The 24987-nt window shown below is 52.2% G+C and carries 28 protein-coding genes and 1 other annotated feature; of the genes, 11 read left to right on the forward strand and 17 right to left on the reverse strand.

The window, feature by feature from the left end; all coding sequences use genetic code 11:
* The first annotated feature begins 26 nt into the window (after positions 1–26).
* From chuS to GHC22_RS13400, 4 genes are read left to right on the forward strand one after another with little or no spacing between them, the layout of a single operon-like run.
* Positions 27–1058: a hematinate-forming heme oxygenase ChuS gene (gene chuS, locus GHC22_RS13385; RefSeq protein ID WP_153753233.1), complete on the forward strand. Its 1032-nt coding sequence runs from the start codon at positions 27–29 to the stop codon at positions 1056–1058.
* Complete coding sequence (locus GHC22_RS13390; RefSeq protein ID WP_153687165.1) at positions 1055–1876, forward strand: hemin ABC transporter substrate-binding protein; 822 nt, start codon at positions 1055–1057, stop codon at positions 1874–1876. Before chuS ends, GHC22_RS13390 begins: the two co-directional genes overlap by 4 nt.
* Positions 1876–2868 (forward strand): iron ABC transporter permease, encoded by a 993-nt coding sequence (locus tag GHC22_RS13395; protein WP_153753235.1) that lies wholly within the window; start codon positions 1876–1878, stop codon positions 2866–2868. The genes GHC22_RS13390 and GHC22_RS13395 overlap by 1 nt, the downstream gene beginning before the upstream one ends.
* Positions 2861–3640, forward strand: a complete 780-nt coding sequence (locus GHC22_RS13400) for a heme ABC transporter ATP-binding protein (RefSeq protein WP_153753236.1) — start codon at positions 2861–2863, stop codon at positions 3638–3640. The genes GHC22_RS13395 and GHC22_RS13400 overlap by 8 nt, the downstream gene beginning before the upstream one ends.
* Here GHC22_RS13400 and selO read toward each other — a convergent pair.
* The 14 genes from selO to thrS form a co-directional block, all read right to left on the reverse strand.
* A complete protein-coding gene (gene selO / locus GHC22_RS13405) occupies positions 3637–5079 on the reverse strand; it encodes a protein adenylyltransferase SelO (protein WP_103285103.1) in 1443 nt (480 codons plus the stop codon). The genes GHC22_RS13400 and selO overlap by 4 nt on opposite strands.
* A 61-nt stretch (positions 5080–5140) precedes the next feature.
* Positions 5141–5854: an EAL domain-containing protein gene (locus GHC22_RS13410; protein WP_048235505.1), complete on the reverse strand. Its 714-nt coding sequence runs from the start codon at positions 5852–5854 to the stop codon at positions 5141–5143.
* 318 nt (positions 5855–6172) lie between these two features.
* A complete protein-coding gene (locus GHC22_RS13415; protein ID WP_003832591.1) occupies positions 6173–6637 on the reverse strand; it encodes an NlpC/P60 family protein in 465 nt (154 codons plus the stop codon).
* Between the two features lie 77 nt (positions 6638–6714).
* Positions 6715–7464: a vitamin B12 ABC transporter ATP-binding protein BtuD gene (gene btuD, locus GHC22_RS13420; protein WP_008784579.1), complete on the reverse strand. Its 750-nt coding sequence runs from the start codon at positions 7462–7464 to the stop codon at positions 6715–6717.
* Entirely contained in the window at positions 7464–8015 is a 552-nt protein-coding gene (locus GHC22_RS13425) for a glutathione peroxidase (RefSeq protein WP_153753237.1), read from the reverse strand. Before GHC22_RS13425 ends, btuD begins: the two co-directional genes overlap by 1 nt.
* Positions 8016–8075: 60 nt before the next feature.
* Complete coding sequence (gene btuC, locus GHC22_RS13430) at positions 8076–9056, reverse strand: vitamin B12 ABC transporter permease BtuC (protein WP_003832584.1); 981 nt, start codon at positions 9054–9056, stop codon at positions 8076–8078.
* 121 nt (positions 9057–9177) lie between these two features.
* On the reverse strand, positions 9178–9477 hold the full coding sequence (gene ihfA, locus GHC22_RS13435) for an integration host factor subunit alpha (RefSeq protein WP_003030571.1): 300 nt from the start codon (positions 9475–9477) through the stop codon (positions 9178–9180).
* 4 nt (positions 9478–9481) lie between these two features.
* On the reverse strand, positions 9482–11869 hold the full coding sequence (gene pheT, locus GHC22_RS13440; RefSeq protein ID WP_032943162.1) for a phenylalanine--tRNA ligase subunit beta: 2388 nt from the start codon (positions 11867–11869) through the stop codon (positions 9482–9484).
* 15 nt (positions 11870–11884) lie between these two features.
* Positions 11885–12868 (reverse strand): phenylalanine--tRNA ligase subunit alpha, encoded by a 984-nt coding sequence (gene pheS / locus GHC22_RS13445; RefSeq protein WP_153753238.1) that lies wholly within the window; start codon positions 12866–12868, stop codon positions 11885–11887.
* Between the two features lie 124 nt (positions 12869–12992).
* Positions 12993–13117: a sequence feature (Phe leader region), on the reverse strand.
* The gene (gene pheM, locus GHC22_RS13450; protein ID WP_001386830.1) at positions 13068–13112 is read right to left on the reverse strand and encodes a pheST operon leader peptide PheM; all 45 of its coding nucleotides are present in this window, start codon (positions 13110–13112) and stop codon (positions 13068–13070) included. (Overlaps the previous feature by 45 nt.)
* A gap of 120 nt (positions 13118–13237) precedes the next feature.
* The gene (gene rplT, locus GHC22_RS13455; RefSeq protein ID WP_003030578.1) at positions 13238–13594 is read right to left on the reverse strand and encodes a 50S ribosomal protein L20; all 357 of its coding nucleotides are present in this window, start codon (positions 13592–13594) and stop codon (positions 13238–13240) included.
* A gap of 55 nt (positions 13595–13649) precedes the next feature.
* On the reverse strand, positions 13650–13847 hold the full coding sequence (gene rpmI / locus GHC22_RS13460) for a 50S ribosomal protein L35 (protein ID WP_003030583.1): 198 nt from the start codon (positions 13845–13847) through the stop codon (positions 13650–13652).
* Between the two features lie 96 nt (positions 13848–13943).
* Complete coding sequence (gene infC / locus GHC22_RS13465; RefSeq protein WP_048997935.1) at positions 13944–14486, reverse strand: translation initiation factor IF-3; 543 nt, start codon at positions 14484–14486, stop codon at positions 13944–13946.
* Positions 14487–14489: 3 nt separating this feature from the next.
* Positions 14490–16418: a threonine--tRNA ligase gene (thrS, locus tag GHC22_RS13470; protein WP_003832572.1), complete on the reverse strand. Its 1929-nt coding sequence runs from the start codon at positions 16416–16418 to the stop codon at positions 14490–14492.
* A gap of 304 nt (positions 16419–16722) precedes the next feature.
* Here thrS and yniD point away from each other — a divergent pair, with 304 nt between their 5' ends.
* Positions 16723–16830 carry a small membrane protein YniD gene (gene yniD / locus GHC22_RS13475; protein WP_003030590.1) on the forward strand — a complete coding sequence of 36 codons (108 nt, stop codon included), beginning with the start codon at positions 16723–16725 and terminating at the stop codon, positions 16828–16830.
* A gap of 163 nt (positions 16831–16993) precedes the next feature.
* On the opposite strand, the gene GHC22_RS13480 is transcribed toward yniD, so the two are convergent.
* Complete coding sequence (locus GHC22_RS13480; RefSeq protein WP_003832568.1) at positions 16994–17752, reverse strand: YdiY family protein; 759 nt, start codon at positions 17750–17752, stop codon at positions 16994–16996.
* A 287-nt stretch (positions 17753–18039) separates the two neighbouring features.
* Between GHC22_RS13480 and pfkB the strand changes: the two genes are divergently transcribed.
* Together pfkB and GHC22_RS13490 are read left to right on the forward strand one after the other, a co-directional pair.
* Positions 18040–18969: a 6-phosphofructokinase II gene (gene pfkB, locus GHC22_RS13485; RefSeq protein ID WP_153753239.1), complete on the forward strand. Its 930-nt coding sequence runs from the start codon at positions 18040–18042 to the stop codon at positions 18967–18969.
* Positions 18970–19239: 270 nt separating this feature from the next.
* A complete protein-coding gene (locus tag GHC22_RS13490; RefSeq protein WP_003030598.1) occupies positions 19240–20100 on the forward strand; it encodes a fructosamine kinase family protein in 861 nt (286 codons plus the stop codon).
* 64 nt (positions 20101–20164) lie between these two features.
* Here the strand turns inward: GHC22_RS13490 and GHC22_RS13495 are convergent, their stop codons facing one another.
* A complete protein-coding gene (locus GHC22_RS13495; RefSeq protein WP_008784573.1) occupies positions 20165–20701 on the reverse strand; it encodes a YniB family protein in 537 nt (178 codons plus the stop codon).
* A 166-nt stretch (positions 20702–20867) separates the two neighbouring features.
* Between GHC22_RS13495 and hxpB the strand changes: the two genes are divergently transcribed.
* The 4 genes from hxpB (at position 20868) to tcyP (ending at position 24661) form a co-directional block, all read left to right on the forward strand.
* The gene (hxpB, locus tag GHC22_RS13500) at positions 20868–21536 is read left to right on the forward strand and encodes a hexitol phosphatase HxpB (protein WP_003832561.1); all 669 of its coding nucleotides are present in this window, start codon (positions 20868–20870) and stop codon (positions 21534–21536) included.
* A 153-nt stretch (positions 21537–21689) separates the two neighbouring features.
* A complete protein-coding gene (kduD, locus tag GHC22_RS13505) occupies positions 21690–22451 on the forward strand; it encodes a 2-dehydro-3-deoxy-D-gluconate 5-dehydrogenase KduD (protein WP_071446884.1) in 762 nt (253 codons plus the stop codon).
* A gap of 83 nt (positions 22452–22534) precedes the next feature.
* Positions 22535–23134, forward strand: a complete 600-nt coding sequence (locus tag GHC22_RS13510) for a metal-dependent hydrolase (protein ID WP_008784570.1) — start codon at positions 22535–22537, stop codon at positions 23132–23134.
* A 135-nt stretch (positions 23135–23269) separates the two neighbouring features.
* Complete coding sequence (gene tcyP, locus GHC22_RS13515) at positions 23270–24661, forward strand: cystine/sulfocysteine:cation symporter (protein ID WP_006684833.1); 1392 nt, start codon at positions 23270–23272, stop codon at positions 24659–24661.
* Between the two features lie 63 nt (positions 24662–24724).
* Here the strand turns inward: tcyP and cedA are convergent, their stop codons facing one another.
* Complete coding sequence (gene cedA / locus GHC22_RS13520) at positions 24725–24967, reverse strand: cell division activator CedA (protein ID WP_174771583.1); 243 nt, start codon at positions 24965–24967, stop codon at positions 24725–24727.
* Positions 24968–24987: the final 20 nt, after the last annotated feature.

Consider the following 24987-nt stretch of genomic DNA (forward strand, 5'->3'; position numbering starts at 1 on the left):
GGGCCGCAATCTGGAAGGAAGAGACAATGAATCATTACACACGCTGGCTGGAACTGAAGAAAGAAAATCCTGGCAAATACGCACGTGATATTGCGGGATTGATGAATATTAGCGAAGCCGAACTGACCTTTGCACGCGTCGGTCACGACGCCTGGCGCTTACGTGGTGAAGTGCGTGAAATTCTCAGCGCACTGGAAGCAGTTGGCGAAACCAAATGTATTTGCCGCAATGAATACGCAGTACATGAGCAGGTAGGTGCTTTTACCAATCAGCACCTCAACGGTCATGCTGGGCTGGTTCTCAATCCGCGCGCCCTCGATCTGCGTCTGTTCCTGAATCAGTGGGCCAGCACCTTTCATATCAGCGAAACAACCGCCCATGGTGAGCGTCAGAGCATTCAGTTCTTCGACCATCAGGGTGATGCGCTGCTGAAGGTCTATACCACGCAAAATACCCTCGTTGAGGAATGGGCAGCGTTGCTGACCCGTTTCATCTTTGCAGAAAACCCGCCGCTGGCACTGCAACCCGCCAACAATTCCGCGCCTGCCGCCGTCACGGTCGATGCGCAGACCGTTGATCAAGAGTGGCGAGCGATGACCGATGTCCACCAGTTCTTCGGTCTGCTGAAACGCCATGAACTCACCCGCCAACAGGCATTTAATCTGGTAGGCGACGATCTGGCCTGTAAGGTTTCTAATAATGCACTGGCGCAGTTACTCGACACCGCGCGTCAGGATGGCAACGAAATTATGGTTTTTGTGGGTAATCGCGGCTGTGTACAGATTTTTACCGGCGTGATTGAAAAACTGGTACCGATGAAAGGCTGGCTAAACATCTTCAACCCAACCTTTACCCTGCATCTGCTGGAAGAGAGCGTGGCCGAAACGTGGGTGACGCGCAAACCGACCGTCGATGGCCACGTCACCAGTCTGGAACTGTTTGCTGCCGACGGTACGCAAATCGCACAATTGTATGGTCAACGTACTGAAGGCGAGCCGGAACAGACGCAATGGCGCACACAGATTGACGCGCTAACGCCGAAAGGACTGGCCGCATGAAAAAACTGCTGGCCCTGATCGCGCTGCTGCCCTTCGCCGCACTGGCTGCGCCCGAGGAGCGAGTTGTTGCCCTCGGTGGCGATGTCACCGAGATCGTATACGCACTGGGAGCACAACCCTCCCTTGTGGCGAGAGACAGCACCAGCCAATGGCCTGCTGCGGCAACCGCGTTACCTGATGTTGGTTATTTGCGCCAGCTCAACGCCGAAGGGATCCTTGCCACACGCCCTACGCTGGTCCTTGCCAGCGCGCAGGCGCAGCCTTCTCTGGTGTTAAAACAGCTCGAGCAGAGCAACGTCAGGGTTGTCACGATCCCAGCAAGCAACGATCTTAACGCGATTGATGAAAAAGTTCGGGTTATCGCCGAGGCTACTCATCGGGGGGCCGACGGCGAAACGCTGCGCGCAACGTTACGTCAGGAACTGGCGACGCTCCCGTCATCTGAACTTAATAAGCGTGTGTTGTTTATTCTCAATCATGGCGGGATGAGCGCGATGGCGGCGGGCCAGCAAACCGGAGCCGATGCGGCGATTCGTGCCGCAGGTCTACGCAACGCGATGCAGGGCGTTAATCGCTATCAGCCGCTGTCACAAGAAGGCGTCATTGCCAGCCAGCCCGATCTGGTAGTGATTTCACAAGAAGGTGTTAAGGCGATGGGTGGCGAGGCAAACCTGTGGGCGCTACCGGGACTTGCGCAAACACCTGCCGGAAGGAATAAACAGGTATTGCAGGTTGACGATATGGCGCTGTTGGGCTTCAGCGTTCGCACGCCACAGGCTATTTTGCAGCTTCGTGCTAAAGCGGAGCAATTGCCCTGATGTCCCGGCGGATCACCTGTTCATTGTGGATGTTGGCATTGATGCTGGTTGTAATGACGGTTCTGGCTACCGGTTTTGGCGCGTTGCGCCTGCCGGTAAGTCTGCTCTGGCGTGATGGCGATGAGGCACTGCGTCAAATCTGGCTCACGATTCGTCTGCCCCGCGTCCTGCTGGCGCTGGTGATTGGCGGCTCTCTGGCGCTCGCGGGCTGCGTGATGCAGGGGCTGTTTCGCAATCCACTTGCAGACCCTGGATTACTGGGAATAAGCAGCGGCGCCGCCTGCGCTGTGGCCCTGTGGGTGGTGCTGCCTGTCTCCTTGCCCGCGCTGCTGATGTTGTATGCTCCAATGCTGGCCGCTTTTTTCGGCGCGCTGGCGGCAACCGTAGTGATTTTTATCCTTAGCCAACAGCGCGACGGTTCACTCTCACGCCTGCTGCTGGTCGGCATTGCCATTAACGCGCTCTGTGGGGCGGCGGTTGGCGTTTTGTCGTGGGTCAGTAATGATGCGCAACTGCGCCAGCTGTCGCTATGGGGAATGGGAAGTCTGGGGGCCGCGCAGTGGTCCACACTGTTGGCTGTCACTTCACTGACAATCCCGACAGTGCTGATCATCTGGCGACTTGCTCCGGCGCTGAATCTTCTGCAACTGGGTGAGGAAGAGGCGCATTATCTCGGCGTTGATGTGCGTACAATCCAGCGTATTTTGCTGCTTTGTAGCGCACTACTGGTTGCCTCAGCCGTGGCGGTAAGCGGCGTGATTGGCTTTATCGGGTTGGTCATCCCACATTTAATACGTATGTGGCTCGGCTCAGACCATCGGGCCGTTATTCCGGGTTCCGTGCTGGCGGGCGCGTTTTTATTGCTGATTGCCGACACACTGGCCCGTACGGCGGTTGCGCCTGCGGAGATGCCGGTCGGTCTGTTGACCAGTATTCTCGGCGCACCGTGGTTTTTATGGCTTATTTTTCGTCAGCGAGGACCGCATGGCTGAACATTTCATCGCTGAAGGGCTTCACTATCACGTAGCTGGCAGAGCGGTGATCGACGACGTATCACTCGCCCTTACAAAAGGTGAACTGGTGGCGCTCATCGGCCCAAACGGTGCGGGGAAATCCACTCTGCTACGCTTGCTGACCGGTTTTCTGAAACCGGCTACCGGGCGCTGCGTGCTGGCGGGCAAACCGCTGGAGGAGTGGCCTACCCAAATGCTGTCGCGACACCGGGCGGTAATGCGTCAGCAAACGCAACTGGGATTTGACTGGCCGGTAGAGGCCGTCATCGCGATGGGTCGCGCGCCCTGGACCCAACGACCGGAACCTGAGCTTATTGCACAGGTAATGGAGATGACCGGATGTACGCCTCTGGCAGGCCGGCAATACGCCGCGCTTTCCGGCGGCGAGCAACAGCGAGTGCAGTTAGCCCGTGCGCTGGCGCAACTCTGGTGCGACGGTGCGCCTCGCGGTTGGTTATTCCTTGATGAACCGACCTCCGCGCTGGATCTTTACCACCAGCAGCATCTGTTGCGCATGCTAAAAACGCTAACCGCTTCGGGTGAGCTGCATGTGTGCATTGTGCTTCACGATCTGAACCTCGCCGCACTGTGGGCAGACAGAATAGTGCTGCTGCACAACGGCAGGCTGGTGTCGCAGGGAACACCGGAAACTGTGTTACAGGCCGATGATCTGAAGCGCTGGTACGGTGCTCAGGTACACGTTGGCCAGCATCCGGCCAACGCCTCCCCGCAGGTATTTCTGGCCCCTTAGCTTGAACAACTCACTTCCAGCCGTTTGCCCCAGTCAGGTGGACGGCTGGCATAGTCATCATCGCGATCGGCAAACGGGGTGCGCAACACCTGGTGCAACCGGTGCAGTTCGGCGTAATCCCCCTGCTCTGCCTGGCTAATCGCCCGTTGCGCCAGCCAGTTACGTAATACCATCGCCGGATTTACCGCCTTCATCTGTGTTTGTCTGACTGCATCGGCAATATTGTCTTGCTGAAGGCGCGAGCGATACCGCGTGAACCAGTCGTCAAATGCTGCGCGGTCGATAAACTCATCGCGCAACGGAGATTGCGCACTGTGCTGCTCCGTTTCGCTGAGCATGCGAAACGTTCGCGTATAGTCGCTTCTTTCTCGCGCCATCAGGCTAAACAGTTCGCTAAGCAGTTCGTTATCGTCTTTCTGCTCGCTAAAGAAGCCGAGCTTTTGCCGCATCCGCTGACCATAGCGAGTTAACAGCGCCAGCTGGTAACTGTCCAGCGCATCATTTAGCGCCTCGACCTGGATAAACGGCGACAGGGTTTGCGCCAGACGTTGCAGGTTCCACAACGCGGCAGCCGGTTGGTTATCGAAACTGTATCGCCCCTGGTTGTCAGAGTGGTTGCAGATATAATCAGGCACGTAATCATCAAGAAAACCGAATGGACCGTAATCCATCGTCAGACCCAGAATCGACATGTTGTCCGTGTTCATAACACCATGTGCAAATCCTACCGCCTGCCAGTCAGCGATTAACGTCGCAGTACGCGTGACAACATCGTTAAACCACAGCTGATACTTATCGGCTTCTTCCTGCCATTGCGGCCAGTAATGGCGAATCGCAAAGTCAGCCAACTCGCGCACTTTTTCCGGCTCTCGGCGATAGTAAAAATGCTCAAAATGGCCAAACCGCATATGGCTTTGCGCCACGCGAATGAGCATCGCCCCAGCTTCGACCGTTTCGCGATAAACCGGCGTGTCACTGGTGACAATCGACAATGCTCGCGTGGTCGGTATTCCCAGGTAGTACATCGCTTCACTGGCCAGGCTTTCACGAATGGTCGAGCGCAGCACGGCACGCCCATCACCCATGCGGGAATACGGCGTGAGTCCGGCGCCTTTCAGGTGCCAGTCAAACGTTGAACCATCCGCGAGCTGTTGTTCGCCCAGCAGGATCCCACGTCCGTCGCCAAGCTGACCAGCCCAGACGCCGAACTGATGCCCACTATAAACCTGGGCTAAAGGCGACATCCCGGGAAGCAACGATTCGCCGCCCCAAACGCCTGCACCAGTCGGAATATCAAATAGCGCCGCAGGAATTGCTAATTGCTCCGCCAGCGCATCGTTATGCCAGATAAGGCGCGCGTTTTTCAGAGGGGTGGGTGAAAGCGCGGTATAGGTTGCTGGTAGTTCATCACGCCAGCGAGTGGTAAAAGACAGGGTCATAGGGCCTCCTGCCTCTAGTGTAGACTGTTAATAGGCTGTTAAACACCAGCAAATAAAAGGGTTATATCTTAGCGAGCGAAATTATCTGCGCAGGAGGCACCGCAGGCCACAATCCTCCCTGCATGGCACTAAATCCCACAGGCAAGACGCGCTCCAGCATCTCTTGTGTATCAATTCCGCTAATGATTATTGACTCACAGCTGGGCGATAGTTGCGCCAGAATAGCCCGCATAAACGGTTCAAACGAAATATGTGCAATCCTTTGTTGAACAAAGTTTTTATCCAGCACGACGCGTTTGAACAGGCCGTCAAAAATTGCCCGGGTTGATATACCGCCAGAACCATAGTTTGTCAGGACTAATGGAAATCGCGCAGCAAGTGCGGCCAATATTGGATTATCTTTACCTTTGTTTAACTCCGGATAGCTTTCATTAATAGTCAGCTCCAGAAATGAAAATCGTTCAACTTGTGAAGCAAATTCAGTATCTGATAATAAAGTATTAGCAACTGCTGGCGTTAAATTAATCCAGGCGGATACTTTTCGCTGAATAAAAAAATGTTGGCACGTTTCGATTAATTCTAGTTTTTCTACAAATAAACGACATTGTTCGTCGTCTGACATCCGAGGTAGGACCAGCTCGGTGGGTATACGCACATCCCCATGCGCACTGGCGAAACTGGTGATGATATCGACGAATTCAAGATCGCCTTTTTCGCTTCTCGCAGGAAGAAAAGAGAACTCAGAATGGTAAAGATTATCCAGTGAAACAATCATCGTGCCAGCCCCGCTGCATGGGTGTTATCCGGCATCCTGTAGCAAAGGATGGAGAAATACGTTACTGCTGATGCAAGTAGAGGCCCTTTCATTTTTCCCTTTTTAGCCGGTAAATCGAATCCTTTTTTTTAGCTTATCCTGATTATAAGCGAATATCCAGCTTTGCACTTTTTAATATCTCGGAATAAATCATATTTTTAGCAAGATACGCTCTTAATGTTCAGGGGTATTGTCTAACCAAAAGCAGAAATAAAAGTTAACTTTCAAATGGTGATGTTGAGGCTGCGCACTCGATGGCAGCCTCGGAGTTGCGGGGGATTAAATACGTCGCGCCTGCCAAAAGTTTTTACGCCAGTAAACGTTATCCAGAGACGAGCGCATCACGCCACGGCTGGTTGAAGCATGAATAAATTGATTATTGGTATCGTAAATACCAACATGCAGACCGCTTTCCCCAGACCCGGTTTTAAAGAAAACCAGATCGCCGGGCAGCAAATCGTCTTTATCAATTTCGGTACCAATCTTTGATTGCGTACGCGTATCGCGCGGAAGTTGCAGGTCGAATTTATCGCGCATCGTCATCAAAACAAATCCAGAACAATCCACCCCACTACGGCTCATACCGCCATAACGATAGGGTGTGCCATGCCAGGTTTGTAGCTGATCATTAAGACCGGCGATAACGGCAATAGAATCCGACAAGCGGGCATTTGGCGCAGGCGCACGATGGCTGCTGCAGCCCGCCAAAAACAATGCTGTGATGAAAAGGAGCCAAAAGCGCATTCAGTACGAATCCTCTGAATTTTATTTTTATGCCAATTTAGCGTGGAAATTATATGATTTTCAAGAACCCATTTCACTTAAGTGGTTGATATGAGCATTCTGTGCCCTTCAATATCCAAACGTCGGAAGTTGACGCCATAGGCCGCAGACAGATTGGCCGGCGTCAGTACCGCATCTCGTGAACCACTGGCAAGCAGTTTCCCGCGTTTGAGTAGCCAGGCTTTATGTGCATGGCGTAAGGTGTGATTAAGGTCGTGGCTACTCATCACAATCGCTATGCCCTGCAAACACAGCTGACTCAACAAGCGGTCCAGTGCGTTTTGTTGCGCGACATCCAGACTGTTCATCGGCTCATCCAGCAGTAAAAGCTGACCTAATGGATTCGCTTGTGGGCAAATCTGCAGGATAACCGCAGCCAGGCGCACACGCTGCCACTCACCGCCGGAAAGTTGGTTCACGCCGCGCCCCAGTTTATCTCCCAGGCCGAGCGCATCGGCGATCTCCTGTAACAGATCGGTGCGTGCTTTGTCGGGTTGATGCAGCGTCAGAAAATGCCAGACCGGCATGGCAAACGGCGGATTTTGCTGTTGCGCAAGATAGGCGCGATATTGCGCCAGCCTGGCGGCCGGCCATTCCTCCAACGGCATATCACCAAAAGTGATACTGCCCTCTCCGTTTGTCAGACCCGCCATACGCGCCAACAGCGTACTTTTTCCGGCACCGTTTGGTCCCACTAAATGCAAGATCTCTCCTGCTTTGATCTCACCAGAAAGCGGGCCGAGACGGGTCGATTCCGCGACGTCCTGTAGCTGCATCAATCGAGACATTAGTTTGCCAGCGCCTGCTTGATGGTTTGCACCAGGATGGGATCCTCAGGCGTCATATCCGGTGAGAATCGTTGCAGCACTTTTCCATCGCGACCCACTAAAAACTTCTCGAAATTCCACAGGATATCGTCCGGGTAGAGCGGCGCACGACCTTTGCTCGCCATTCGCTCGTAGAACCCACTGTCCGCAGGCGCAACGGCCGTTGGCGCGGCATCAATCAGCTTCTGATACAGCGGATGGCGTCCCTCGCCGTTAACGTCGATTTTGCTGAACATCGGGAAAGTTACGCCCCATGTGGTACTGCAGTACGTTTTTATTTCCTCTTCGCTGCCCGGCTCCTGGCCCAGAAACTGATTGCAAGGGAAACCAAGAACGCTGAAGCCCTGTTGGTGCCAGGCTTTCTGCAGATTTTCCAGTTGCTCGTACTGCGGCGTCAGTCCACATTTTGAAGCAACGTTGACGATTAACAGCACATTCCCGGAATACGGCTGCAGTGAGGTAACCTCGCCGTTGATGGTCGTCACTTCTGTATAGAGGATAGTGTTTTGCATAGCATCTCCAGAACAACAGGTGGATTTTCAGTTTTTAATCATAGACCGAACCAACGCGTTCTAGCGCGCGGCTTTTAACAATAGCCAGATAAATACCGGTGCACCCATGGTGGCCGTTACCACGCCGATAGGTAACTCAGCCGAGGCCAGCACCAAACGCGCGACAACATCAGCAAACAATAATGCGATTGCGCCAGCCAACGCACAACCTGGCAGTAAAACACGGTGATCGGTGAGGCCGCACAGTCGCAAAATATGCGGGATCACAAGCCCAATAAAACCAATCGCCCCTGCCAGAGCCACGCTCACGCCAACCATCCAGCCTGTGGCAACCACCAGCAGGTTGCGCCAGAACCATAATGGCAGTCCCAACTGACGCGCAGAAGTCTCTCCTAACGCCAGCATATTCATCGGCTGCGACTGACAGCAGATCCACACCAGCACCGGAATCAACGCCACCATGAGCCAGGCCTGATGCCAGTCTACGCCACCGAAGCCCCCCATCATCCAGTACATCAGCTGTCGTAAGTCAAACGAGGTAGAGAAGTAGATAGCCCATGTCATCAGCGCGCTGCAGATAATCCCCAGCGCCACCCCCGCCAGCAGCAGGCGGCTGGTAGACAGATGTCGACGAGCGAAACGTAGCAGAATAAGCGTGATAATCAGCGCTCCGGCAATGGCGCAAAGGCCCAACGCCCAGCCTGGGAGTTGCCCCTGCCCCAGCAGCACCGCCGCGATAAGCCCGACTCCCGCACCGTTAGATACGCCCAGTAATCCAGGCTCTGCGAGCGGGTTTTCAAACAGAGCTTGCATCACTGCGCCAGATAAGGCCAATGCAGCGCCTACCAGCAAAACGGCAAGGGTACGGGGAAGTCGAATTTGCCAGACGAACAGATCGCCGCGGGCGCTGAACCAGTCGCCGGGAGCGATCCATTGTTCTCCTGCGCACAAACTTAGAATCGTTGCCAGTAGCATCAGTACTGACAGTGACAGTATCCAGCGTACGTTTCGACGCTGCTGTTGATGGGCGAAAGTCAGCATGTTTTCCATTCTGCTGAAAAGAGATGGAGATGATTCTACGGTGCTGATTCGGTAGTGAAAAGGAAAAAGGCCGCATAGCGGCCTTTTTAGTTATACGCGTCATACTCTGCGTATCGTTAAATCACTCTTCTTTGGGCGTTGCGTTTTCAACCCGGCTTTTTAACTTCTGTCCGGGTCTGAAGGTCACCACGCGCCGTGCTGTAATGGGAATATCTTCGCCCGTTTTCGGGTTACGGCCCGGACGTTGATTCTTATCACGCAGATCGAAGTTACCAAAACCAGAGAGTTTTACCTGCTCACCATTTTCCAGAGCACGACGGATCTCTTCGAAAAACAGCTCGACCAGTTCTTTGGCATCCCGCTTGCTAAGCCCAAGCTTATCAAACAGATATTCTGACATTTCAGCTTTTGTAAGCGCCATAGGTTCAATCCCTCAATGATGCCTGGAATCGCTCTTTTAATGCCTCTACACATTTGGCGACGGTAGCGGCAATCTCCTCTTCTTCAAGTGTACGGCTGGTATCCTGAAGGATCAGGCTGATAGCGAGGCTCTTATAGCCCTCCGCAACACCCTTACCGCGGTACACGTCAAATAAGTTTACGCCAACTACCTGATTTACGCCAACTTTCTTACACTCGGATAAAATATCCGCAGCGGGAACGTTTTCTGCCACAACGACTGCAATATCGCGACGGTTCGCTGGGAAGCGAGAAACTTCACGCGCCTGAGGCACCACGCGGTCTGCGAGCTTATTCCACTCCAGTTCAAACACCAGAGTGCGACCGTTCAGATCAAGTTTACGTTCCAGTTCAGGATGAACAACCCCAATGAAACCAATACGTTCACCTTTCAGATAAATCGCCGCAGACTGACCCGGATGCAGTGCTGGATTCGCTTCAGCTTTGAACTGAATGTCTGCCAGTTTGCCTGTCAGGTCGAGAACCGCTTCCAGATCGCCTTTCAGATCATAGAAATCAACGGTCTCTTTTGCCAGATTCCAGTGTTCATCATGACGGTTACCGCAGATCACGCCAGCCAGCATCAGATCCTGACGGATCCCGAGGTTGGCCTGCGTATCTGGCACGAAACGTAAACCCGTTTCAAAAATACGTACGCGGTTCTGCTGACGGTTCTGGTTATACACTACCGTAGACAGCAAGCCAGTCCACAGGGACAAACGCATTGCCGACATATCAATAGAGATTGGGCTTGGCAGCAGCAGCGCTTCTTCACCCGGATGCAGCAGCGACTGGACTTTCGGGTCGACGAAGCTATAGGTAATGACTTCCTGGTAGCCTTTGTCATTCAGCATGGTTTTTACGCGTTTCAGCGACAAATCCGCTTCACGATGCGTACCCATGATAAGACCCGCCTGAATCGGCGTGTTCGGGATATTGTCATAACCGTATACGCGGGCGACTTCTTCGACCAGGTCTTCTTCGATTTCCATATCGAAACGCCAGCTCGGCGCGACCGCTTTCCACTCATCCTGCCCTTCCGTCACGTCACAACCCAGACGACGCAGAATGTCGCTCACCTGCTCATCGGCAATATGGTGTCCGATCAGACGATCCAGTTTGCTACGACGAAGCGTAATGGTTGCGCGTTTTGGCAGCGTGGCTTCGTTCGTCACGTCAATGACTGGGCCCGCTTCACCGCCGCAGATATCAATCAGCAGGCGCGTTGCACGTTCCATGGCCTTATGTTGCAGCGCAGGATCGACACCACGCTCATAGCGGTGAGATGCATCGGTGTGCAGGCCGTGACGACGCGCGCGACCGGTAATAGACAGCGGGCTGAAGAATGCGCATTCCAGCAGGACGTTTTGTGTTTCATCATTCACGCCGGAATGTTCGCCACCAAAGATGCCGCCCATCGCCAGCGCTTTGTTGTGGTCCGCAATCACCAGCGTATCTGCATTCAGCTTCGCTTCGCTGCCGTCCAGCAATACCAGGGTCTCACCCTCTTTTGCCATACGGACAACAATTCCGCCTTCAATGCGGTCTTTGTCGAATGCGTGCATCGGCTGGCCCAGTTCGAGCAGCACATAGTTAGTCACGTCAACCACGGCATCGATAGAACGAATACCGCAACGGCGCAGTTTTTCTTTCATCCACAGCGGGGTCGGCGCTTTAACATTGATGCCTTTCACCACGCGGCCCAGATAGCGTGGGCAGGCTTCCACGGCTTCAACCTGAATCGGCAGGACGTCGCTAATGGTCGCGGCTACTGGCGCGATTTCCGGTTCAACCAGCGGGGCTTTGTTCAGTACAGCAACATCACGCGCTACACCGATGATGCCTAAGCAGTCGGCGCGGTTCGGCGTGACGCTGATTTCGATGGTGTTGTCGTCAAGCTTCAGGTATTCACGGATATCGGTGCCAATTGGCGCATCGGCAGGCAGTTCGATAATCCCGTTATGATCGTCGGAAATACCCAGCTCGGAGAACGAGCACAGCATGCCTTCAGACGGTTCACCGCGCAGTTTCGCGGCTTTAATTTTGAAATCGCCCGGCAGAACGGCACCAACGGTTGCCACAGCCACTTTCAACCCCTGACGGCAGTTTGGCGCACCGCAGACGATATCCAGCAGGCGGTCGCCGCCTACATTCACTTTGGTGACGCGCAGTTTGTCAGCGTTAGGGTGTTGGCCGCATTCAACCACTTCACCTACCACAACGCCATTGAACGCGCCGGAAACAGGTTCCACACCGTCAACTTCAAGACCCGCCATCGTGATTTGGTTTGACAGCGCATCGCTATCAATCGCCGGATTTACCCATTCGCGTAACCACAGTTCACTGAATTTCATTGTTTTATCCTGCCTTTATTTAAACTGTTTGAGGAAACGCAGATCGTTTTCGAAGAAAGAACGCAGATCGGTAACGCCGTAACGCAGCATGGTCAGACGCTCCATCCCCATACCGAATGCAAAGCCGGAATAGATTTCCGGATCGATTCCAACGTTACGCAACACGTTCGGGTGAACCATCCCGCAGCCCAGCACTTCCAGCCATTTGCCGTTTTTGCCCATCACGTCAACTTCCGCAGATGGTTCAGTGAACGGGAAGTAGGAAGGACGGAAACGAACCTGCAGGTCTTCTTCAAAGAAGTTGCGCAGGAAATCGTGCAGCGTGCCTTTCAGGTTGGTGAAGTTGATGTTGGTATCAACAATCAGCCCTTCCATCTGGTGGAACATTGGTGTGTGTGTCTGATCGTAATCGTTACGATATACACGGCCCGGGGCGATAATACGGATCGGCGGCTGTTTTTCTTTCATGGTGCGGATCTGCACGCCGGAAGTCTGTGTGCGCAGCAGACGCGTCGCGTCAAACCAGAAAGTGTCGTGGTCAGCGCGCGCCGGGTGATGGCCAGGAATGTTGAGCGCATCGAAGTTATGATAGTCATCTTCGATTTCCGGACCGGTCGCCACGGTAAAGCCCAGCTCACCGAAGAAACTTTCAATCCTGTCGATTGTACGCGTCACCGGGTGCAGACCGCCGTTTTCGATACGACGCCCAGGAAGGGAAATATCGATCGTTTCTTCAGCCAGACGAGCATTCAGCGCAGCACTTTCTAATTCGGCCTTACGCGCGTTCAGCGCTTGCTGTACCTGCTCTTTGGCTTCGTTAATCACCGCACCTGCTGTCGGGCGCTCTTCTGGCGGCAGTTCGCGCAGGGTTGTCATCTGAAGGGTCAGGTGCCCTTTCTTGCCCAAATATTCGACGCGGACATTGTCTAACGCGGCAACATCTGAAGCCTGGTTAATGGCGGCCGTTGCACTGGCAACCAGCTCTGCGAGATGTGACATGGTTTTCCTCGTTATGTTGCGATATTCACTAGTCGCTCGTATATACGCAAAATCATTCAAGTTGTATCAACGCGGCCAAAGAGCGAATGCAGCCAATACAGAGACAACTTGAAGGATGACGCGTATAAAAAAAGCCTCCACCAGGGAGGCTTTTAGGCGCTGTTTTCCGTTTCTTCTTTCACGCGCAAGCCTCCTGAGTTCAGGTGCTAAAGTAAAAGAAGAAGCGGAAAATAGCAGCATTCATGCTTGCGTTACCTTGTGTGGTAAAAACCGGACAACCTTTATTGAAAAGGCTTACGGATAAATTGTCAACTAATTGATTGCACTACAAATAAAAGAGAGGGAGCCAGGCTCCCTCTTTTCACCGGCTTATGCCAGAGCTGCTTTCGCTTTTTCGACCAGAGCGGTGAACGCTACTTTGTCGAATACTGCGATGTCAGCCAGGATCTTACGGTCGATTTCAACAGAGGCTTTTTTCAGGCCGTTGATGAATTTGCTGTAAGAAATACCGTTCTGACGTGCTGCTGCGTTGATACGCGCAATCCACAGTTGACGGAACTGACGCTTTTTCTGACGACGGTCACGATAAGCGTACTGACCAGCTTTGATAACAGCCTGGAAGGCAACGCGGTATACGCGAGAACGCGCACCGTAGTAGCCTTTAGCTTGTTTCAAAATTTTCTTGTGACGTGCACGGGCAACTACACCACGTTTTACGCGAGCCATATGTGCTCTCCTGTATCTATATTCTTAGTAAAAAAATGAATTAAACGTTAACGGCTTATGCGTACGGCAGGCACGCGATAACCAGACCCAGATCGCCTTTAGACACGAGGCCTTTTGGACGCAGGTGACGTTTACGCTTAGTAGATTTTTTGGTCAGAATATGACGCAGGTTTGCGTGCTTACGCTTAAATCCACCACCACCGGTTTTTTTGAAACGCTTAGCAGCACCGCGTACGGTCTTAATTTTTGGCATTTTAATAACTTCCACTTCGCATTGTTAATAAACGAAACGTAGGCGAACAACGGCTGTGGAACCCGTAGGCTCCACAGACATTGCTACTTGAAGGCCTTACTGTTTCTTCTTAGGAGCGAGCACCATGATCATCTGGCGGCCTTCGATCTTCGTAGGGAAGGATTCGACTACTGCCAGTTCACTCAGATCGTCACGGACGCGGTTGAGCACTTCCATACCAATCTGTTGGTGGGCCATCTCACGACCGCGAAAACGCAGCGTGATCTTAGCCTTATCGCCATCTTCCAGAAAGCGTACCAGGCTGCGGAGTTTTACCTGGTAATCGCCATCGTCGGTGCCAGGACGGAATTTAATTTCCTTAACCTGGATAACTTTTTGCTTTTTCTTCTGTTCCTTAGAAGACTTACTCTTTTCATAAAGGAACTTGCCGTAGTCCATAATACGACAAACTGGCGGTTCGGCGTTAGGGCTGATTTCAACTAAATCTACTCCAGCTTCTTCAGCTTTTTCGATCGCTTCTCTCAGACTCACAATACCCAAAGCTTCGCCTTCCAGACCTGTTAAGCGAACTTCCAGGGCGCGAATCTCGCCATTGATACGATTCGGACGTGCCGTTTGAACTCGTTTTCCGCCTTTAATACCTTATTCCTCCAGTTGTTGAAGACTGCGGCTGCGAATCTCTTGTTGCAGCTTCTCAATCACTTCATTTACGTCCAGGCTGCCCAAGTCTTTGCCACGACGGGTGCGCACGGCAACTTTGCCTGCTTCTACCTCTTTGTCGCCACAGACCAACATGTAAGGGACACGACGTAAAGTGTGCTCGCGGATTTTAAAGCCAATCTTCTCATTTCTCAAGTCTGCTTTTACACGAATACCCGCATTTTGTAGTTTCTGCGTTAATTCGTTAACGTATTCAGACTGAGAATCGGTGATGTTCATGACCACAACCTGAACCGGCGCGAGCCAGGTCGGGAAGAAGCCAGCGAACTCTTCGGTCAGGATACCGATGAAACGTTCCATCGACCCAAGAATTGCACGGTGAATCATAACCGGAACCTGACGCTCGTTGTTTTCGCCAACGTAAGAGGCGCTTAAACGGGACGGCAGGGAGAAGTCCAGCTGTACAGTACCGCACTGCCATGCACGATCGAGGCAGTCATACAGGGTAAATTCAATTTTCGGACCGTAGAACGCGCCCTCACCCAGTTGGAACTCAAACGGGATGTTGTTTTCTTCCAGCGCAACGGCCAGGTCAGCTTCAGCACGGTCCCACATTTCATCGCTACCGATACGTTTTTCGGGGCGAGTGGACAGTTTGACGACGATTTTCTCGAAGCCAAAGGTGCTGTACATATCGTAGACCATACGAATGCACGCGTTGACTTCATCACGAATCTGCTCTTCAGTACAGAAGATATGTGCATCATCTTGAGTGAAGCCACGAACACGCATCAGGCCATGCAGCGCACCTGACGGTTCATTACGGTGACAGCTACCAAACTCAGCCATACGCAGCGGCAGATCGCGATAGGATTTCAGACCCTGATTAAAGATCTGCACGTGGCCTGGGCAGTTCATTGGCTTAATGCAGTATTCACGGTTCTCAGAAGAGGTGGTGAACATCGCATCTTTGTAGTTATCCCAGTGACCTGTTTTTTCCCACAGCACACGGTCCATCATGAACGGGCCTTTCACTTCCTGATACTGGTATTCTTTCAGTTTTGAACGAACGAATACTTCCAGTTCACGGAAGATAGTCCAGCCATCATTGTGCCAGAACACCATACCCGGTGCTTCTTCCTGCATATGATACAGGTCAAGCTGTTTACCGATTTTACGGTGATCGCGTTTGGCCGCTTCTTCCAGACGTTGCAGGTAGGCATTCAGGGCTTTTTTATCTGCCCATGCAGTACCATAAATACGCTGCAGCATCTTGTTATTGCTGTCGCCACGCCAGTATGCCCCTGCGGTCTTCATCAGTTTGAAGTGATGGCAGAAACGCATGTTCGGCACGTGCGGGCCACGGCACATATCGACATATTCTTCATGATGGTACAAGCCTGGCTTGTCATCATGGGCAATGTTTTCATCAAGAATGGAGACTTTATAGGTCTCGCCACGCTTCACGAAGGTTTCACGCGCTTCGTACCAGCTGACTTTCTTCTTAATGACATCGTAGTTTTTCTCAGCGAGCTCGTGCATCCGCTTCTCGAGCGCGTCGACGTCTTCCTGGGTTAACGTACGGTCAAGATCGATATCGTAGTAAAAACCGTTATCAACAACCGGTCCGATCGCCATTTTGGTGTGCGGCCAGAGTTGTTTGATCGCGTGCCCTAACAGGTGCGCACAGGAGTGACGAATGATCTCCAGACCTTCTTCATCCTTCGCGGTGATGATGGAGAGCTTCGCATCATGCTCAATCAGATCGGAAGCATCTACCAGCTCACCGTCAACACGGCCAGCAATAGTGGCTTTCGCCAGACCTGGACCGATGTCCAGCGCAACATCCATGGGGCTTACAGCGTGGTCGTAATGGCGTTGGCTGCCATCAGGAAGAGTAATAACAGGCATGTTATATCCTTATTTGCAGTGGTGCCCCACACGTAAGAGCACATACAAAGATTCAATATTTAAAATTATCAAAAAGGTCTGGGCTGATTCCCGCTTCACTCTGCGAAATATGTCACTGGTCGCCTTAGAGACCACACTGGACCTACACCCGCTTTTTGATAACACCGTTTGACAGTGTACACGGCATTACGGGTCGATCAAAGCAACAATCAACGCGCGCTCTATGATGTAAATCAATTCACTGACACCCAACCGTCTTTGTTACACTTGCACAAAGTCATCTAACCTGAGCAGGAAAAAAACAATGCCCACAAATCGCTTTGCGAAGAAACACTGGAAGATGGTTGTGATTCTGCTCGTTATTTGTGCGGCCATGTTGATGCTGCGCTGGGCTGCGATGATCTGGGGCTAAATGACGCTCACCCACTGTTCCGGTTTCGTTTATTTATCGATTAATCGAATTTGTCTGAAAATAGCGCGTTATGGCCAGATAAAAAATAAAACGCAAATTAAATATTAAATAAACTTAACTTTAATTTAGGAAAGCCAGGTCATTTATTTGACCCGGCTTGTCATTACATCCGATAGCCGAGGGAAACTGTCGTGCGGCGATCGGTATGCTCCGGCGCTGTTGCCGGCGGTTCAGAGTTCCAGGTCACGTTGTAAGCCACCTTTAACCCAAAGTGCTCGTTGATGGCAACGTTCAGGGCAGTTTCAGAGTTGAGCGTGGTATCGTCAGCGCCGAATACCGACACACCCTGAGTAAACTTGGTATTGTCCGTCATCTGCCATGCATAGGCCCCGGACGCATAGCCCAACGGCTGTGTTTCGGTGGTGCCATCCGTGTGCTCGTCATAGCGCACGCCAGGACCGAATTCGAAACGGAAGCTGTGCACAGGTCCGTTGAGGAACTGACGACCATAACCCGCTGTCAGCACGTCACGCTCGCGGTAGCCGTTGTAGCGGTCGGTCAACCAGCTTGCCTGTCCAAAGAGATAGTCATAGTCGGTCATGTTGTAACGACTACGGCCACCTACGGCATATTTCTCCGATGAACGCTCATCATTTGAGGAGGTATTGCTGGCATTTCCCCACAGAGACCATGCGGTCGTTTGGCCGTACCAGGTCATGGTGGTATCTGCGGTTAAAGAAGAACTTTTTGTGTTGCCTGACTGGGCGAGATATCCCGCGTTCAGGTTACCTTCAAAGGGTTTTTTCGCGCTGGAAGGGTCATCCATGACAGTAAAAACGGAATCATCGGCTACAGCATGCATTGACGCAAGCAGGCCTCCCGTCAGCAGTAATGCTGCGGGCACTGTCTTCAAAAGCTTCATTTATTAAGAGTCCGTACAACAAAAAAAGAGACCATTACGGTCTCGGAAACTTTCATATGGATCAATGACAAAAGACCCTTGAAAGGTAACAAATTATAAAAAGACTCGAATAACATAGCAATAAATTCTTATTTCATTTTTTGAATAAGAGCGTTCCTAAACCTTTATTTTATTTATATATCTTTATGACGATAATTTTAAATAAAGATATGAAAAATCATGTTGTTAATTACTTCACTTTCGGGAGGTTAAGTGCCAGACTGAGTTCAGCCTAACAGGAGGTAAAGATGGTACGTATCTATACGTTAACACTTGCGCCCTCTCTCGATAGCGCAACAATCACCCCGCAAATTTACCCGGAAGGTAAGCTTCGTTGTACCTCGCCGGTTTTTGAACCCGGCGGCGGCGGTATCAACGTCGCTCGCGCAATTGCCCATCTTGGCGGAACCGCAACGGCGATTTTCCCCGCGGGGGGAGCAACCGGAGAGCATCTTGTTGCATTGCTCGCCGACGAAAATGTTCCCGTATCTACCGTCGAAGCCAAAGACTGGACCCGACAAAATCTTCATGTCCACGTGGAGTCCAGCGGCGAACAATATCGTTTTGTCATGCCAGGCGCTGCGCTGACCGATGAAGAGTTCTACCAGCTTCAGGATCAGGTGCAGGAAATTGAGTCTGGTGCGCTGCTGGTCATCAGCGGCAGTTTGCCGCCCGGCGTACAGCTTGAGAAGTTGACCCGACTCATTACCACCGCACAAAAACAGGGGATCCGCTGTATTGTCGACAGTTCAGGCGAAGCACTGACGGCGGCGTTAGCCATCGGCAATATCGAACTGGTCAAACCCAACCTCAAAGAACTGAGTGCGCTGGTAAACCGCGAACTGACACAGCCCGATGATGTGCGCAAGGCCGCGCAGGAAATCGTGCAAAGCGGAAAAGCGCACCGCGTTGTGGTCTCGCTTGGGCCGCAAGGGGCGCTGGGTGTAGATCGCGATACCTGCGTTCAGGTGGTTCCGCCACCGGTGAAAAGTCAAAGTACCGTAGGTGCAGGCGACAGTATGGTCGGGGCCATGACGCTTAAACTGGCAGAGAACGCGCCTTTTGAGGATATTGTCCGTTACGGTGTCGCCGCGGGCAGCGCAGCAACGCTGAATCAGGGTACTCGCCTGTGCTCTTTGGACGACACGCAAAAAATATATTCGTATCTCGCTCAGTAATAACACCGTCCCTCTTTTGAAGAAAAAGGAGGATTCTCGCGTAAAACTGTCAGCATGGGTGTTATGCGACTATGATAAAAAATCACGTGATTACAAAGAAGTGAATCATGTGCAGTCAGACGTCTCCACAACGGTGCGAGGTGAAGAAGAGCGACAAACATTAAGTGCCTTTCCAGCGATGACGCGTCCGTGGTGTGCGTCAGTTCGTGTTTTTTAACCGCATTCTTGCGCTAACCTTATGATCTGGCAGACAACATGGGGAGAGACATCATGTGGCAGGCTATCAGTCGTCTTTTAAGCGAGCAATTAGGTGAAGGCGAAATCGAACTGCGTAATGAACTGCCCGGCGGAGAGATCCACGCCGCATGGCATTTACGCTATGCGGGGCGAGATTTTTTCGTCAAATGCGATGAAAGAGAGCTGTTAACCGGCTTTACGGCAGAAGCCGATCAGCTGGAGCTACTTTCCCGCAGTCAAACTGTATCTGTACCGAAAGTCTGGGCAGTAGGCGCAGACAGAGATTACAGCTTTCTGGTGATGGATTTCCTCCCTCCCCGTCCGCTTGATGCGCATAACGCGTTTATCCTCGGTCAACAGCTTGCGCATTTGCACGAATGGAGCGACCAGCCTCAGTTTGGTCTCGACTTCGATAACGCGCTCTCTACCACGCCGCAGCCAAATACCTGGCAACGGCGCTGGTCAACCTTTTTCGCCGAGCAGCGTATAGGCTGGCAGCTGGAACTCGCCGCTGAAAAAGGCATAGCGTTTGGCAATATTGACGCCATCGTCGAACACGTTCAGCAACGTCTCTCTTCTCATCAGCCGCAGCCGTCTCTCCTGCACGGTGATTTGTGGTCCGGGAACTGCGCCCTCGGTCCTAACGGTCCGTACATCTTTGACCCTGCCTGCTACTGGGGGGACAGAGAGTGTGACCTGGCAATGCTGCCGTTACATACCGATCAGCCGCCGCAAATTTATGACGGTTACCAGTCTGTCTCGCCACTGCCGCTGGACTTTCTCGACAGGCAGCCAATCTACCAGCTCTATACGCTGCTGAATCGGGCAATTCTGTTCGGGGGACAGCATTTGGTTGTGGCGCAGAAAGCACTGGATAGATTACTGGCGGCTTAACGACGTACCGCGTTGCTTATCAGGCCTGCCGTTTCGCAACGTGGCAGGCCCGATAGTTCGGCACTTACAAAAAGCCCAGCAATGAGAAGAAGAAGTAGCCGATCACGATAACGATCACCGGCAGAATATAAAGCGGGAAAATTTGTAAGAAGATCGTATGGTGAGGTACCACAATTCGCGACTCCAGTTGCTCGCGGGATAATCCTTCACTGCCCTTTGCCTGTTCCAGAATTAGCTGATCTTCTACGCCTTCGCGTAAGAAACGCGCCTGACGGCTCATTCTGGCGCCTGAGTCCTGCAACGCCAGGCCGATAAAAATCAGGATGAATATCAGCCAAAAAACGAGATTCAGCCCACTTTGAAAATCGGGCGTTGGCGAGTTATACCAGAACACGTTAAGAAAAGGTGTGTTCACCCGCATCATGTCGATCATCACATGGGCAAAATCGAGCATGACCGCGTTAATCCCTTCCTGCTTTTCGCTGTGCGCGTACATAAACTTCAGTACTGAAACCAGCGTTGAAATCAGCGCGGGAATGAAAACCACCCATCCCACCAGCCTTTTCAAGATGGCAATGCGTCCAGCTTGTTGATACGTCATGAGTTCCCCTTGATTAAGACGTGTCATTTTGGCCTAAGTTTACCCGTTGATTACCGTTTTCGCCTGATCTTTAAAGGCGGTATACTTCTGAATTAGCCATAATGAACGCTCAGAGTCCGTCCAGGCTGGCTCTAATCCCTTTTATCACCGTAAAGGAGAGGTTGTAATGTCAACCCCGCGTCAAATTCTTGCTGCAATTTTCGATATGGATGGGTTACTGGTCGATTCTGAACCGCTTTGGGATCAGGCTGAACTGGATGTGATAGCAAGTTTAGGCGTTGATATCTCCCGCCGCCATGAACTTCCCGATACCCTTGGCTTACGCATCGACATGGTGGTTGATTTGTGGTTTGCGCAGCAACCCTGGAACGGCCCCTCACGTCAGGAAGTCACCGAGCGCATCATTACCCGGGCCATTGCGTTGGTTGAAGAGACAAAACCGCTGCTGCCAGGCGTTCGTGAAGCTGTGGCACTGTGCAAATCTCAGGGAATCAAAGTAGGACTGGCATCCGCCTCGCCGCTACATATGCTGGAAAAAGTGCTGACCATGTTTGATCTGCGCGATGACTTCGACGCGCTGGCTTCTGCAGAAAAACTGCCTTACAGCAAACCGCACCCACAGGTTTACCTCGATTGTGCAGCGAAACTGGGCATTGACCCGTTAAACTGCGTAGCACTGGAAGACTCAGTGAACGGCATGATTGCCTCGAAAGCTGCCCGTATGCGTTCCATCGTCGTACCAGCGCATGAGAATCAGGACGATCCTCGCTTCGTGCTTGCCGACGTCAAACTAACCTCGCTCACCGAACTTACTGCCGCACATCTGCGCGGCTAATCCTGTAACGGGCAATGATCGTATTGCCCGCTTTTTCATTTTTCATCCTTGATTTTTTAAAACACCGTTTCATTTTAAATTGTATTTCTGTTTAACCTCTCCTATCCTTGCCCTATAGCGCAAGCGTTAATGACATAAATAGTTGAGGTAAACATGATTCAGGAAGCTTTTCGTCTCGAAGGTAAAGTCGCCATCGTCACTGGATGTGACACCGGCCTCGGGCAGGGTATGGCAGTGGCGCTGGCTGAAGCGGGCTGCGATGTAGTCGGCGTGAATCGTAAAATACCGCATGAAACCGCAGAGAAAATTAACGCCCTCGGTCGACGCTTTATGGCCATTCAGGCCGACCTCAGTCAACAAGATGCTCTCACCAGCATCGTGACACAAACGGTGTCGGCGTTTGGCCGGGTCGATATTCTGGTCAACAATGCAGGAACTATACGCCGTCAGGATGCGCTGGACTTCAGTGAAAAAGATTGGGATGACGTGATGAATCTGAATCTCAAATCCGTTTTCTTTCTGTCGCAGGCCGTGGCGCGCCAGTTTGTGGCGCAGGGCAATGGTGGAAAAATCATTAACATTGCCTCGATGCTCTCTTTTCAGGGGGGTATCCGTGTACCTTCCTATACCGCATCAAAAAGCGGCGTTCTGGGCATCACTCGCCTGCTCGCCAATGAATGGGCGGCCAAAGGAATTAATGTCAATGCTATCGCGCCCGGCTATATGGCGACCAACAACACCCAGCAACTGCGCGCAGACAGCGAGCGCAATCAGGAGATTATCGATCGTATTCCCGCAGGGCGCTGGGGCACGCCGGATGATCTAAAAGGTCCGGTCGTGTTCCTCGCAAGTCCCGCCTCTGACTATATTCATGGCTATACGCTGGCCGTGGACGGTGGTTGGCTGGCGCGGTAAAGGCGCACTTGTGACAAAGGGTTACAACGTCACCTCTTCCGCCTACTGTATAAAACCCCTATACTGTATGAATCGACAGTTTATTGGGTTTTATCATGACGGCGGAAGGCCACCTTCTTTTTTCTATTGCCTGTGCGGTATTTGCCAAGAATGCCGAGCTAACGCCCGTTCTTGCGCAGGGTGACTGGTGGCATATTGTTCCTTCAGCCATTTTAACGTGCCTGCTGCCGGATATCGATCATCCCAAATCTCTGCTGGGGCAGCGTCTGAAGTGGATATCAAAACCCATTGCCCGGGCATTTGGTCATCGCGGGTTTACACATAGCCTGCTGGCGGTTTTTGCCCTGCTGGCCACGTTCTACCTGAAAGTCCCGGATACCTGGATAATACCGGCTGATGCCTTACAAGGTATGGTACTCGGCTATCTTAGTCACATTCTGGCTGACATGCTGACTCCAGCAGGCGTTCCCCTGCTTTGGCCCTGCCGCTGGCGTTTTCGTCTGCCCATCCTCGTGCCGCAAAAAGGCAATCAACTGGAGCGGTTTTTGTGCATGGCACTGTTCGCGTGGGCAATCTGGATGCCGCAAACCGTACAAGAGAACAGCGCGGTACGCTGGTCTTCGCAGATGATTAATACGCTACAAATGCAGTTCAATCGTTTCATAACGCATCAGATTGACTAATAAATCAGCCAAAAAATCATTTTAGGTATAAACAATTCCATTTGAATATAAGAGGCAAGTCACAGTTCTGCTAATCTTGCGCCAACAGAATCACCTTTAAACGGTGATACGCATAATAAGATCAGGAGAACGGGGATGAACTTTCCATTAATCGCGAACATTATCGTGTTCGTAGTGCTGCTGTTCGTGCTGGCGCAAGCCCGTCACAAACAGTGGAGTCTGGCCAAAAAAGTACTGGTCGGTCTGGTCATGGGTGTCGTGTTCGGCCTTGCCCTGCACACCATTTATGGCTCCGACAGCCAGGTTCTTAAAGATTCAGTACAGTGGTTCAACATTGTCGGTAACGGCTATGTCCAACTGCTGCAGATGATTGTTATGCCGCTGGTATTTGCGTCTATTCTCAGCGCCGTTGCTCGTCTGCATAACGCCTCTCAGTTAGGTAAAATCAGCTTCCTGACCATCGGAACGCTGCTGTTTACCACGCTGATTGCCGCGCTGGTAGGGGTTCTGGTGACCAACCTGTTCGGCCTGACCGCCGAAGGTCTGGTGCAAGGTGGTGCCGAAACCGCCCGTCTGAACGCGATTGAAACCAACTATGTTGGCAAAGTGGCTGACCTCAGCGTTCCGCAACTGGTGCTGTCGTTTATTCCGAAAAACCCGTTTGCCGATCTGACTGGCGCGAACCCGACGTCGATTATCAGCGTGGTTATCTTCGCGGCATTCCTGGGTGTAGCCGCACTGAAACTGCTGAAAGATGATGCACCAAAAGGCGAGCGCGTTCTGGTCGCTATCGATACCCTGCAAAGCTGGGTGATGAAACTGGTTCGTCTGGTGATGCAGTTGACGCCGTACGGTGTTCTGGCGCTGATGACCAAAGTGGTTGCGGGTTCCAACCTGCAGGACATCATCAAGCTGGGTAGCTTCGTCGTGGCCTCTTATCTCGGTCTGGGCATTATGTTCGTGGTACACGGGATCCTGCTGGGTGTGAACGGCGTTAGCCCGTTAAAATACTTCCGCAAGGTATGGCCAGTGCTGACGTTCGCCTTCACCAGCCGTTCCAGCGCAGCCTCAATTCCGCTGAACGTTGAAGCGCAGACCCGTCGTCTGGGCGTGCCTGAATCCATCGCCTCATTTGCCGCCTCGTTTGGTGCCACGATTGGTCAGAATGGTTGTGCGGGCCTGTACCCGGCAATGCTGGCAGTAATGGTTGCACCGACCGTCGGTATCAACCCACTGGACCCAATGTGGATTGCCACGCTGGTTGGTATCGTGACCGTGAGCTCCGCAGGGGTTGCGGGTGTGGGTGGCGGTGCAACATTTGCCGCGCTGATCGTCCTGCCCGCTATGGGTCTGCCGGTCACGCTGGTTGCGCTGCTGATCTCCGTTGAGCCGCTGATCGATATGGGTCGTACCGCGCTGAACGTAAGCGGTTCCATGACTGCCGGTACGCTGACCAGCCAATGGCTCAAGCAGACTGATAAAACGATTCTGGACAGCGACGATAACGCCGAACTGGCGCATCGCTAAGTCTGTCAGCTAAAAAACAAAAAACCGCCGGAGTATCATGCTCCGGCGGTTTTTTTATATCCATTAATCCCTTAGTTCATTTTCCTGGCGAACCTGATTAGCCCAGCGCTGTGCTGATTCCGGGACCGTAAATGCAGGCGAACGTTGAAACGCCTCCCCCATTAAGACAAAAGCGACATATTTTCCGCGTAGTATCCATACGTCACGAAACGCATCCATTTTAATCGCATGCTCTGGTGGCGCGGGCTCCACGCGAGGAACATAGCTGATAACCGGACGATTTTGTTGGCGAAGAGGTTTCATAATCAGTTGCTTCACTAAAGACA

Source organism: Citrobacter sp. H12-3-2 (assembly GCF_009649895.1).
In the GTDB taxonomy this organism is placed as follows: domain Bacteria; phylum Pseudomonadota; class Gammaproteobacteria; order Enterobacterales; family Enterobacteriaceae; genus Citrobacter; species Citrobacter portucalensis.